At 54.6% G+C, this 12,287-nt stretch carries 14 protein-coding genes and 1 tRNA gene; 4 read left to right on the forward strand and 11 right to left on the reverse strand.

What is annotated here, in order from left to right; genetic code table 11:
• Positions 1-7: 7 nt before the first annotated feature.
• On the reverse strand, positions 8-556 hold the full coding sequence (locus tag RRB22_06825; GenBank protein ID MDT8384112.1) for an outer membrane beta-barrel protein: 549 nt from the start codon (positions 554-556) through the stop codon (positions 8-10).
• Between the two features lie 111 nt (positions 557-667).
• Between RRB22_06825 and RRB22_06830 the strand changes: the two genes are divergently transcribed.
• Positions 668-1,384 carry a hypothetical protein gene (locus tag RRB22_06830; GenBank protein ID MDT8384113.1) on the forward strand — a complete coding sequence of 239 codons (717 nt, stop codon included), beginning with the start codon at positions 668-670 and terminating at the stop codon, positions 1,382-1,384.
• A 168-nt stretch (positions 1,385-1,552) separates the two neighbouring features.
• Here the strand turns inward: RRB22_06830 and RRB22_06835 are convergent, their stop codons facing one another.
• Complete coding sequence (locus tag RRB22_06835; GenBank protein MDT8384114.1) at positions 1,553-1,747, reverse strand: hypothetical protein; 195 nt, start codon at positions 1,745-1,747, stop codon at positions 1,553-1,555.
• Positions 1,748-2,052: 305 nt separating this feature from the next.
• On the opposite strand from RRB22_06835, the gene RRB22_06840 reads away from it, so the two are divergent.
• Entirely contained in the window at positions 2,053-2,412 is a 360-nt protein-coding gene (locus tag RRB22_06840; protein MDT8384115.1) for a CZB domain-containing protein, read from the forward strand.
• Between the two features lie 36 nt (positions 2,413-2,448).
• Here the strand turns inward: RRB22_06840 and RRB22_06845 are convergent, their stop codons facing one another.
• Positions 2,449-2,901 (reverse strand): DUF4124 domain-containing protein, encoded by a 453-nt coding sequence (locus RRB22_06845; protein MDT8384116.1) that lies wholly within the window; start codon positions 2,899-2,901, stop codon positions 2,449-2,451.
• A 67-nt stretch (positions 2,902-2,968) separates the two neighbouring features.
• On the opposite strand from RRB22_06845, the gene RRB22_06850 reads away from it, so the two are divergent.
• A complete protein-coding gene (locus RRB22_06850; protein MDT8384117.1) occupies positions 2,969-3,400 on the forward strand; it encodes an HIT family protein in 432 nt (143 codons plus the stop codon).
• A gap of 3 nt (positions 3,401-3,403) precedes the next feature.
• Here the strand turns inward: RRB22_06850 and RRB22_06855 are convergent, their stop codons facing one another.
• From RRB22_06855 to motA, 4 genes are all read right to left on the reverse strand, one after another.
• Positions 3,404-4,540 (reverse strand): MFS transporter, encoded by a 1,137-nt coding sequence (locus tag RRB22_06855; GenBank protein ID MDT8384118.1) that lies wholly within the window; start codon positions 4,538-4,540, stop codon positions 3,404-3,406.
• A gap of 67 nt (positions 4,541-4,607) precedes the next feature.
• A complete protein-coding gene (gene aroC, locus RRB22_06860; protein MDT8384119.1) occupies positions 4,608-5,714 on the reverse strand; it encodes a chorismate synthase in 1,107 nt (368 codons plus the stop codon).
• A gap of 40 nt (positions 5,715-5,754) precedes the next feature.
• Positions 5,755-7,017, reverse strand: a complete 1,263-nt coding sequence (gene motB, locus RRB22_06865) for a flagellar motor protein MotB (protein ID MDT8384120.1) — start codon at positions 7,015-7,017, stop codon at positions 5,755-5,757.
• A 114-nt stretch (positions 7,018-7,131) separates the two neighbouring features.
• Complete coding sequence (motA, locus tag RRB22_06870) at positions 7,132-7,989, reverse strand: flagellar motor stator protein MotA (protein MDT8384121.1); 858 nt, start codon at positions 7,987-7,989, stop codon at positions 7,132-7,134.
• Positions 7,990-8,201: 212 nt separating this feature from the next.
• On the opposite strand from motA, the gene RRB22_06875 reads away from it, so the two are divergent.
• Positions 8,202-8,291: transfer RNA gene (locus tag RRB22_06875), tRNA-Ser, on the forward strand.
• A gap of 396 nt (positions 8,292-8,687) precedes the next feature.
• Here RRB22_06875 and RRB22_06880 read toward each other — a convergent pair.
• From RRB22_06880 to RRB22_06895, 4 genes are all read right to left on the reverse strand, one after another.
• Positions 8,688-9,203 carry an Hsp20/alpha crystallin family protein gene (locus RRB22_06880; GenBank protein MDT8384122.1) on the reverse strand — a complete coding sequence of 172 codons (516 nt, stop codon included), beginning with the start codon at positions 9,201-9,203 and terminating at the stop codon, positions 8,688-8,690.
• 98 nt (positions 9,204-9,301) lie between these two features.
• Complete coding sequence (locus RRB22_06885) at positions 9,302-10,297, reverse strand: sigma-70 family RNA polymerase sigma factor (protein ID MDT8384123.1); 996 nt, start codon at positions 10,295-10,297, stop codon at positions 9,302-9,304.
• Positions 10,298-10,382: 85 nt separating this feature from the next.
• Positions 10,383-10,790: a PilZ domain-containing protein gene (locus tag RRB22_06890; protein ID MDT8384124.1), complete on the reverse strand. Its 408-nt coding sequence runs from the start codon at positions 10,788-10,790 to the stop codon at positions 10,383-10,385.
• Positions 10,791-11,578: 788 nt separating this feature from the next.
• On the reverse strand, positions 11,579-12,217 hold the full coding sequence (locus RRB22_06895) for a response regulator (GenBank protein ID MDT8384125.1): 639 nt from the start codon (positions 12,215-12,217) through the stop codon (positions 11,579-11,581).
• Positions 12,218-12,287 lie beyond the last annotated feature (70 nt).

Consider the following 12,287-nt stretch of genomic DNA (forward strand, 5'->3'; position numbering starts at 1 on the left):
ACGTACTCTAAAACTGTACCCCAACACTCACAAACGCCAGGTCAGGATCAACAGCCGTTTGGGTATATTCCAGTTCCAGCTGGGCAATACCAATGCCGAATCCGATGCCGATACCATAGGACGCCCCGGTATCAGAACCACCATCTCCATCAACCTGCAAGAAACCACCCTTGGCTTTTAAATATACCGGCCCCGCGGTGCGGAAGGCCAGGTAGGCCGCAATGGTATCCAGATCGAACTTGGTGCCGTTATTATATTTACCGTCACTCGTGGTGGTGGTCAACTCGCCTTCCAGGGCCAGGTCACCCAAGACAAGGCCTAATTCATAGCCCACGAGAATGCCGACGTTGGTCGGATCTGTTTTCACAGCCGAGCTATCCACAATCATCGAACCCGTCTTGGCACCGAAAAACAAATCACCCGCCGAAACCGGAGCGGCAGCCACCAGACCCAACAGGGCCAATAAAACAACTGTTTTCATTTGACGCATCGTTTCCACCTTTATACTGTTGTCCAGCATTTTGAGATCATGACCTGAAAGCGTTTCATCAGCCACTACATTAATCGATTAGCGTTACTGCGTTAACACCAGCAGCTTAAACCAAAAGCCACATCAAGTATCGGCTATTGTTGGAGAAACCTGAATAGCCACCGTGATAACACGCTTATGACTAACCACGAAATCCTGCAACCCTTGCTGCCCCCCGGACTGGGTTTCCTTGCCTATTTTGTGCTGCACTCGCTATTGGCCTCATTGTGGCTGAAACGGCAGGTGCATCGTCGCTGGCCACAGTTCACCCCGGCCTACCGGCTGGGCTTTAATGTCGTTTCGATCATCCTGCTCATCCCCCTGCTCTGGATGATGCAACAGAATCCAGGGCCGCTGGTTTGGCAATGGCCGGGGCTGTGGGGCTGGGGCATGAAGCTGCTGACCGTGGCCGCGATCCTCGGCTTCATCGGCTCATTAAGATCCTACGACACCCAGGTATTTCTGGGGCTGACACAGTGGCGCAATCGGCACCGCCCCGGCACGGATGATGAGGGTAGTATCGGCAATGACCCCGAACAGCTGCACATCTCCACCCTGCACCGCTTCGTGCGTCACCCCTGGTATTTTTTCCTGCTGGTGATCATGTGGACGCAAGACCTGCACGCCACACAGCTCTTTACCTATGGGCTGTTTACGCTCTATCTGGTAATCGGTTCCCGGCTGGAGGAGCGCAAACTTGTCACCCACTACGGAGCGGCCTACCAGCAATACCGTACGCAGGTGCCCGGGCTGTTCCCCCTGCCATGGCGCTGGCTGGGCAAGGCAGAGGCGCAGCGCCTCATGCAACTTGCCGCAGGCCAGAAAATGGTTTACGAAGAAAGTCGCGAGCCTTAACCCGGGCCGGATGTTGGCGGCCAGGAAAGGTATTTAATCTGGCCCAGAAGCATGACTCTGGCTATTAAGAAAAACCGATAAGGAAAGGCGATACAGACAAACGCCGGTCACGGACAACCGCAACCGGCAGTAATGATTTCACGCTACTCAAAAACGATTACAAAAGTCTCAGGACGCCTGCTTGTAAATCAGGCCGGGGCGCACCAACAGCTCACCGCGTTTCACCTGATCCAGGGGACAGCCCTCGTCATCACACTGCGCTACCCTATCAAAAATATACGTCACATCCTGATCCTTAAAGGACTCATAGATCGTCTTCCCCAGGTGCGAACCGATCGCGCGTCCATATTTTTGTGTACTCACTGCCATCATCTCCTAAAAATGTGTTGTCGATTTATCCTTGCCCGCGACGGACACATCCCGTCGCCGTGCATATCCCTGTTAACGTCCGCAGGCCCCCGGCCTTTAGACCGCCGGTGTGTCGCGAACGGGCAGGGGTAAAACCTGCGCACTTGATCACACAATTCCCATACCCGGGGACAGTGAAAAACCATTCACATCAATTATCCACCACTCAATAAAAACTATTGCAGACACCGCCCATGCCGCCGATAACAAGGCGTGTGCTGCAATAGCGTCCACCCGCCCCACCAGAATTGAGGTTATATATGAGTCTGAAAGATGCCATCTCCAAAGGAATCGGCGCACATGGAATGTGGAAACAACGCCTGGTCTCCGCCATCAGCAGCGGACAGAGTGAATGGACGCCGGACACGGTCTGCCAGGACAATCAATGTGAGTTCGGCAAGTGGCTGTATGCCTGCTCCGCACAGGAAAAGTCATCACCCCACTTTGGTGAAGTGAAAAATCTGCATGCCCAGTTTCACAAAGAGGCCGCCGGCGTGCTCACTATGGCGCTGGCCAATAAAAAGGATGAGGCCACCAAGGCCATTGCTGTCGGCAGCAAATACCATGTCATCTCGACCAATCTCACCAAGGAGATGATGGCCTGGCACAACAATAGCTGATGTTACTATTCGCAACTGACTGACAAGGCTTGTGCTTCACTGGCAATGTTCCCTGACCAAATGCTCCAGCGACTGTTTACGTTTTCGTAGATAGTTGCCGGCGCCTGCACCATAACCGGCTTTCATGATGCTCTGGTGTTTATCCAGCGCCTTGCTGGCCTTCACACAGTTTTGTGTTTTATGCCCGTCACTAAAGGCCTTTTGCGGCAGATAGGGATTGTCCCGCTCTCCCGCCAGATAGTCCTCTCTCGCCTGCTGCCGTTTAAACTGCTCGTTCACACGGTCGGCCCAGCTATACGGTTTTGGCGCGGCGGGCGTATACTGGGTCACGCCTTTGGGGCTGGTGACCTCCAGCCTTTCCCCGTCAGGGCAGGGCGATTGTTGATACACGATACCCTCGCCCTGTACACACTTATAGATTGACCCGGTGTCGGCCTGAGCGGACAAAAAACAGAACATGGAAATACCACACAGCATGACTCGATACATTTTACCCTCCGACACAGGCATCACCATTCACTGCTGCACCCATCACCCGTACGGGACAAGCTGAACAATGAACATGACTCTGGATCCACGTCTGGCGGCTGATACCCATCCCCTGGGGAGATTGGATGACTGCCTGTTATTGATTGCAAAAAACGCCCTGTTTCCCTGGTTTATTCTGGTGCCCGAAACGCAGGAGATCGAATTCTATAAACTGGACAGCCAACAACAGGGCCGGCTTCAACAACACATTAACGCCGTTTCCGGATTCATTGAAGGGTATTTTTCCACAGACAAAATCAATATCGCCAGCATCGGCAACATCGTTTCGCAATTACATATCCATGTGATCGGCCGTCGACAGGACGATGCCTGCTGGCCCGGCGTGGTGTGGGGAACGTCGCAGTTCAAGGCCTACGAAAAGCCAACCCTTGACGCCATCAAATCCCGGTTAGGCCCTGCGTTGGGAGACAGTTTCCGGCCCGCAGAGGATGTGGGCTAGCACTCAACGCCGCGCGGGATGAATCCACACCGCGGCCACCAGCAGTGCCAGCAAGGCGGCAAACGCCGCCAGCCAGTAGACGTTGGCGGGACCCAGCGACTCCCAGCCCAGGCCACTGACAAAACTGCCCATGGCGCCGCCGGCGCCGAAACTGATACTGCTGTACAGGGCCTGGCCCCGCCCCTGATTGCGGCCGGTGAAATAACGGTGAATCAGCTGGATGGCGACCGCATGATAGATGCCGAAACTGGCCGCATGGAGTAGTTGCGCGAAGATCATCACCGACAGCAAGGCCGGAAACTGGCCGATCAATATCCAGCGTATCACCGTCAGGCCCAGGCTGGTCAGCAACAGCATCCGCAGGCCGAAGCGTGGCACCCAGCGGTGCATGAGCATGAATACCCCAACCTCGGCCAACACGCCCAGCGCCCACAGCTGGCCGATGAGGGAGCGCGAGTAACCATAATCCTCCATATACAGGGTATAGAAGGTGTAATACGGGCCGTGGCTGGCCTGCATCAGAAAACACACCACCAGCAGCGACAGCACTTCCGGTCGACGCAACACCTTGCCCAGGGGTTCGTGGGGCAGCGGCAGATGCTGGGCCGCCTGCTCCGGCACCAGCAGGCTGGATAACCAGATGCCGGCAAACAACAGCATGAGAATCACCGGCAAAATGGCCACGCCCCGGGCATCCAGCACCGGCCCCAGGGCGGCCACCGCGACGATGAATCCGACCGAGCCCCACAGGCGAATGCCGCTGTAACGGTGACTCTGCTTGCCCAGATAATTAAAGGTGGTGGCCTCGAACTGCGGCAGGGTGGCATTCCAGAAGAAGCTGAAGGCCAGCATCACCGTTGCCATCCACCAGTAGCGACTATCGAGAAACACCCCGGCGAAGCAGATCATCCCCAGCAGGCAACCCATGCGTACGATGCGCATGCGACGCCCGGTGTGGTCCGCCACCCAACCCCATATGTTGGGCGAGACAATCTTGGTCGCCATCACCATGGCCATCAGGGTGCCGATGTCGCGCGCGGAAAAATCCAGCTGTTTGAGGTACAGCGACCAGTACGGAATCAGCGCCCCGATCGAGGCAAAATAGAAAAGATAAAAGCCGGATAGGCGCCAGTAGGGCATGAGATCAGTGACGAGGGTCTAGGAGCAAGTCGCTAGGGAAATGACTTTCCTCGCAACTAGACACTCGTTACTCGTCACTAGCCTTGGCGGGAATCACCGGTGTTGCACTTGTTACGTCGGCATTCTGCGCGCGATGCCGCAGCAGATGATCCATCAACACGATGGCCAGCATGGCCTCGGCGATGGGGGTGGCGCGAATACCGACACAGGGATCGTGGCGGCCTTTGGTAATCACTTCGACGGGCTCGCCCGCCAGATTCACGCTCCTGCCGGGCAGACGCAGGCTGGAGGTCGGCTTCAGCGCCATGCTCACCAGAATATCCTGGCCGCTGGAGATGCCCCCCAGGGTGCCGCCCGCATGATTGCTGAGGAAACCCTGCGGCGTGATTTCATCCCGATGCTGCGTGCCCTTTTGCACCACGCTCTCGAAACCGGCGCCGATCTCCACCGCCTTTACCGCATTGATGCTCATCATGGCGTGGGCGATATCGGCGTCGAGGCGATCAAAGATGGGTTCGCCCAGGCCCGGCATCATGCCGCTGGCCACCACATTGATGCGCGCGCCGATGGAATCGCCCTCTTTGCGCAGCGCGTCCATGTAATCTTCCAGTTCTTTCACCTTGCTGGCATCGGGGCAGAAAAAGCTGTTGTTGTGCACCTCATCCCAATCCAGCGTTTCGGCCACAATCGGGCCGAGCTGCTTGAGATAACCGCGAATAGTAATACCTGCTTTTTCCGCCAGATATTTTTTGGCGATGCCGCCGGCGGCCACCCGCATCGCGGTCTCCCGCGCCGAAGAACGGCCGCCGCCACGGTAGTCACGCATGCCGTACTTTTGCTGGTAGGTGTAATCGGCGTGACCGGGACGAAAGCGGTCCATGATCTCGGAATAATCCTTGGAGCGCTGATCGGTGTTGTGGATGATCAGGGCGATGGGGGTGCCGGTGGTCCGGCCTTCGAACACACCGGAGAGAATCTGCACCGCATCGGCCTCACGGCGCTGGGTGGTGTGACGCGAGGTGCCGGGCTTGCGCAGGTCCAGATCGCCCTGCAGGTCGGCCTCGCTCAGCGTCAGTCCCGGCGGGCAGCCATCGACAATGCAGCCGATCGCAGGGCCATGGCTTTCGCCAAACGAGGTAACCGTAAATAATTTTCCGAAGCTATTTCCAGACATGGCGGCGATTATAACAGGAACTATTACCGCTTGACCGCCCTCATTGACCCGCGCCCGGCAGATTTATGGGATTAATGGGCGCAATCGGCATGGGCACGTTGATAAACTGTTTCTCATCCGCTTCTTCCGGCTCGGCCGGCGGCAGGTCGGCTTTGGGCGTGGCCTTTTTCACCACCGGTTTGGTGACAACCGGCGCAGGGCTCGCGACCGCTTTCCTGACGACCGGCGCGGGACTGTTTGTCGGTTTCGGCTTTGCCTCCACCACCGGCATCGGTGCGACCGGCGCCACGGGCTCAGATCTGGCCTGCTCTCGCGGCTGCGCTGTGGCCGGCGCCGGAGGGGCCTCCGCCTTTTGCACCACCGGCGTTGAGGCCGGCTGTTTGGTCATCGGTATGGCGCCCACAATACTCTTCCGGCCCTCCCCCGACTGGATCGCCTGCCCGGCATCGTCGGCCGAGGACACCGAATGCCCCTCGCTGAACAGGGCTGCCTCGGCGGCCTTGTTCATGACAATAATCGCGATACGCCGATTGATCGGACTGAGCGGTTCCGCCTTGTTAAACAGCACCATGGAGGACAGGCCCACGACCTTGGCGATCTTTTGCGCCGTCAGGCCGCCGACAATCAGTTCGCGCCGCGAGGCATTGGCACGGTCCGCCGACAATTCCCAGTTGCTGTAGTTTTCCCGTCCCACAAACTGGGCGGCATCGGTATGGCCGGTGAGACTGATGCGGTTTTCCACGCCATTGATGATCTTGGCCAGCTCGTGCAGGATGACCTTGGTATAGCTCTTGAGTTCGGCGCTGCCGCTGTCGAACATGGGCCGGTTTTCCTTGTCCACAATCTGGATGCGCAAACCCTCGGGGGTAATGTCCAGCAGCAGCTGATCCTTAAAGGGCTTCAGGGCCTGGCTGTCCTCGATGGCCTTTTTCAGTTCCTCCATCAGCGACTCGAGCTTTTTCTTCTCGGCCTCGATCGCCTGTTGGATCTCCTCCTTGGAGGGCGCGCGCGGTTGCTGGGCGTTGTCCTTGGAATCATCGCCCTGGGAGATTTTCTGCCCGCCGCCCATATCGATAATGTCCTCGCTCTGACCACTGCCGGCGGACAGCCCTGGGGTGGGAGGACTGAAGTATTCGGAAATACCCGCCTGCTCCTCCTTGGTGGTGGACGCGATCAGCCACAACAACAAAAAGAACGCCATCATCGCCACCGCAAAATCGGCAAAGGCGACCTTCCAGGCACCACCGTGATGGCCGTGCCCGCCCTTTTTGATCTTCTTGACGATGATGGTCTGGTTTTCCATGCGGAATCTTGCCTAAGCGCCCTTGCCTGCCTTAACCCGGATGTTGATGAATTCGTGTGATGAATTCACATGATGATGCCGTGGCGTGGATATCACACGGCCGGCTCACAGACGTTATTCGGTTTTGCCTTTGACAAAATCCTCCAGTTCCTGAAAACCGGGGCGATTGTGGGAATAGAGCGCCTTGCGCCCAAACTCCACAGCGATCTGCGGGGCATAGCCGTTGAGCGAGGCCAGCAGACACACCTTGATGCACTCAAACACTTTCGTATCATCTTCATTCATATGGGTCAGCGAAGTGGCCATCGGGCCGACGAATCCATAGGCCAGCAGAATACCCAGGAAGGTACCCACCAGGGCCGCCGCCACGTGCTTGCCCAACTCTTCCACCGGCCCACCGATGGACGCCATGGTGATGACGATGCCCAGCACCGCCGCCACGATACCGAAACCGGGCAGGGCATCAGACACAGCGGTGATCGAGGCCGGCACCTTCTGGGCTTCGTGATGATGGGTCTCCAGCTCCACGTCCATCAGATTTTCCAGCTCAAATGGATTCATGTTGCCCCCCACCATCAGGCGCAGATAATCGGCGATAAAGGCCAGGGCATGGTGATTCTTGAGGATGCTCGGGTACTTCTGAAAGATCGGGCTGTTCTCCGGCTCATCGATATCCCCTTCCAGCGCCATCAGGCCCTCTTTGCGCGCCTTGGAAAAAAGGTCATACATCAGGGCCAGCAGCTCCATATAGCTTTTTTTAGTGTGCTTCGAGCCCGACAGCAGTTTGCCGACCGAACTAAACGTCGCCTTGATCACGGTACCGGGGTTGGAGATCACAAAGGCCCCAAATGCCGCGCCAGCGATAATCAGCAGCTCAAAGGGCTGCCACAGCGCCATCAGGTTACCGTGGGAAAGGACAAATCCGCCGCCCACACAGCCCAGAACCAGCACAATCCCGATAATAAATTTCATAATATGATTCTTCGGCCCGTATCCTGAACGCACTATCTATCGGCAGTGACAGGCCCGGCTTGAGAATCTTCGGCACGAATATTGCGAAAATTTTCCGACCAAAAACCCCCGAAACTGGATAAAAATCAGCCAGTCACATTGCGTCCCATCGCATTCTGGTTTACTCTTGCGCGCTGTTTTTTTGGATCGAACCGGTCCCTGAAACCAGATCTGGAGAGGTGTCCGAGCGGCTGAAGGAGCACGCCTGGAAAGTGTGTGTACGTTAATCCGTACCGAGGGTTCGAATCCCTCCCTCTCCACCAAATACTAAAAAAGGCCGCCCGTCAGGGTGGCCTTTTTTATTGTTGCGGTGACGGGGTCCTGGATGAGATGAATCCGTCTGGAACGGATTCAAACATTGCGCAAGCGATGGCCCGAAGGGCGAAGGCCTGAGAGCTAACCCCGTAGGGCGCAATAACCGAAGGGCATTGCGCCGTATGCCTCACGGGGCAACCACCATGAATTGCCGTTACGGTGAATTTTCAGAACCATCAATACGATCCGGCTTAGGGGATTCTTTCATGCGGCGCAATGCCCTTCGGTTATTGCGCCCTCTGTGGACTTAGTCCCTAGTCCCCTGACAGATCCCGGAAAGGGAGCGAATGAGTTGTGGATTCACGACATCCCTGTCGTGAATCCCGGACAGACCGCTGGGGACATCAATCAATGGTAATGGTACGCCGTTTGGCCTTTTCAACCTTTGGCAGGGTCAATTCCAGCACACCGTCCTTGAACTTCGCCTTGCTGCCTTCCATGTCGACCTCATGAGGGAGCATAACGGTACGCGCAAAGGCGCCACGTGAAATCTCATGCCGATAGAAATCACCCTTTTCCTCTTTCTTCTCGCGCCTGGTTTGCCCCTTGATGGTGACGGTGCTGTCGGAGACCGTCACCTCCAGGTCATTCTTCTCAAGGCCCGGCACCTCGGCGCGCACCACCACCTCGTCATCACGATCAATCACATCCACGCGTGGGGTACGGATTTCCAGGCCAGCCGCCGGCTCGCTCCACAACGGCCATTCCCTGCGGATCGGCTGCATCCAGCCCCGGGGGAAAACACTCTCGAACCAGCGATCCATTTCCTCAAAGGGGCTTAGGGCCCGGCTCGGCTGGATGGTCTTCAACTCTGTGACGGGTTCAGCCTTCTTACTGATGTTTTTTTCGGTTTTGGGCATGACATACACCTCCATATTGTGTGTGTGTGAATGGAATAGGGGAAAAGTCATTCCGCTCAATGAGCGTAACTATCCACTTTATGCTCAGACATTAGTCATCAAGACTCTTGCGGTTCCGCAGCAGCGTATTCCTTGCGCATCTTGATGATCACCTCCTGAATAATCTGCCGCACTCGTTCACGCGAGATACCAAACGAGCTACCGATCTCACCCAGCGTGGATGGCTTGGAGCCATCCAGGCCAAAGCGACGTATGAGTATCTCTCGATCCCTGTCGTTGATCTTTTCCTGCACAAAATCGAGGCGGGACTTCTCATCGGCCATTTCCAGCACGTAAGCGGGATCCGACTTTCCGTCGTCGGGGAAGAATTCCACCACATTATGATCGTCGCCCTTGTCATCCTGACTGGTCGAAAAGAAGGAGCGCTCATTCCATTCGATAACCTGGCGGACACGATCAACCGGCGCACTGAACAGCTCGGAAATCTCATCGGCGCTTGCGGCATGATTAAATTCCCGGCTCTCTTCGCGCATCCTCTTTTTGAAGGTGTTGTATTCCTTCTGGATATGAATGGGCAGACGCACAGCGTGCCGCTGATTCATTATCGCCCTTTCAATATTCTGGCGTATCCACCAGGTGGCGTAGGTTGAAAAACGAAACCCCCTTTCGGGATCGTATTTATCCACCGCGCGCATCAGGCCAAGATTTCCTTCCTCGACAAGATCCAGCAGATCAATACCCGTGTAAAAATAATTACGTGCAATCTTGAAGACCAGACGCAGATTGCAGACGATCATCTTTTTCCTGCTTTTTTCGTCACCCTTAAGGCTGAGGCGGCCATAATGTATCTCTTCCTCGCGCGTCAACAGCGGATATGCCCGCAGCTCCTTGAGGTACAGGTTGATGGCGTCCGTCCCACCACTGGAAAGAGCGGCATATTGTATTTCACCGTCTTTTACCGATTTTTTTTCGGATACCTGGGGGACCTGGGGGAGCAGTTCGTCCTGCGATGAACGAGAATCAATTGATTTTCCTGCGTCCGTTTTCTTGTATTTCTCATTCTTTGAGATTTCTATCAGGTTGACGTTCTTCATGATCGTTAACACCTTTTATGGATGACTTTTGTCTGTCAATTTTTATTGGTCACGCATTAATAAAATCAACACACATAAAATACAGCTAGGCAACATATGCACTAACTGACGGTTTATTGTTCTCGGAAAATGGTGGGGTGAAACCAGCGCCTGAAATGTCCCGCATAACCGCATTCATCACACTCACCGCATCCGAATCATCATCCCTGAACATAAGGCCCAGACCTTCTTTTGACTGATGAATCACGTAGGCAGGAATACGGTATTTTTTTGCGCGTCGCTTTCTACCGGCATCATCTTCCCCAGCGGAAGATTTATCCGGTGAAAACTCCACCTCCAGGACACTATTGCGCGCATAGGCAACAGGTCCCGTCCTGACAAACATTCCATGCGCGCTGATGTTTGCTGTCTTGCAGGCAACCACGGGGATATTATTATGGAACAGGGATACCTCCAGGACAGAAGAAATTCGATCACTCCAACGATGTTCCATCAACAATCTCCTTATCGTATTTTCCAACAACAGTCGTGAATAGGCAGGTTTCGTCTTTATAAAGTAAGGCGTAAATAAGGCATCAAATTGGCTTATGAAAATTGTTATCGTTGGCGTCAACATCTGCCCGATAACAAATATTCAATAACAAGAACTTCTCATTAACGGCGAATAGCTGCATCTGTAAATTTGACGATTCGGACATCACCACTCTTGTTACACTGTCTTTAGTGCTATCTTCAGCACTATCTCCAGCGCTACCCTCAGTGATATTGCCCTTGATTTCATGAAGCCTTGTGACCACTCCATCTATCGATGAAGGCCACCAAACCCGGAGAGGAAATAAAAATGCGCGTCCTTGCGCTTTCCACCGATGGGAACATCATCCATGTGCGAGCTATTATAAAGTCACGACTTTAAACAACAATCATCCATGTATTTAAGCTAATAGGTGGTTTGCTTATCAGCAGTGTCATGAATTCATGGCTTAAAACAGGGAAGAAAACCGTAGTCAAAGCGGGGGCAAAAAAGGAGGTCTATCACATCCACCACATGAGGTAGCCCTGGCAGGCACCGACCACCATATAGAGCATCAATAGAAACGATGCTTGAGAAGACATCAGGAAAAACCGGATGCCTATCGAGATTTTATGTATGATTTTTTTTGGGTGACGCTATCGGGAGCTATCGGGAGTTATCGGGAAATAGGACAGAGATATTACAGGGCTGGAGAAAAAATATTCGACAGGTATCCGGGCTGTTTCACGCGCGCCGCGAATAAACCCGCATCAATTCGACAACTGTTCGCACGAAAAGGGATGTTCGCTGTGCATGACGACCAGGCGTACCAGCTCGGACACCGATTTCACCTGCATTTTTTCCAATATGTGGCCACGGTGGACATCCACGGTCTTGGAGCTGATGCCCAGCAGCACGCCAATTTCCTTGGCGCCCTTTCCCTTCACCATCAGGTCCATTACCTCCGCCTCCCGTGAGGATAATTTTCTGACCATGGCCGCGTATCGCTCGCAATCCACTTGCGCATTGAACATCTCAGTACTCCTGGCAATTCCGGCGGAAATGGCATCGAGCAGCACCTGATCGTTAAACGGTTTTTCGATAAAGTCGATCACCCCCGCCTTCATCGCCCGCACCGCAAGCGTGGTATCGCCGTGTCCGGTGACCACAATCACCGGTATATGGATATTGTTTTCGGTGAACTTTTCCAATAGCTCCATTCCGCTCATCTCCGGCATCCGGATATCGAGCACCAGACATCCCGGCCGGGAGCTATCATAATGTTCAAGAAACTGCTGTGCGGATTCGTAAGACTCTGTTTTAAGCTTCACGGACTGGATCAACAAACTCAGCGAGTGCCGAACACCGGCATCATCATCTACGATATAGACCGTTACATCTGACGGCATGACATCCCCTTAAGCTGTTTTTATTTTTGAGCGGGGTTCATATTACCTGCAAATCAATTACCTGCAAAAC

The organism is Gammaproteobacteria bacterium, assembly GCA_032250735.1.
GTDB lineage: Bacteria > Pseudomonadota > Gammaproteobacteria > SZUA-152 > SZUA-152 > SZUA-152.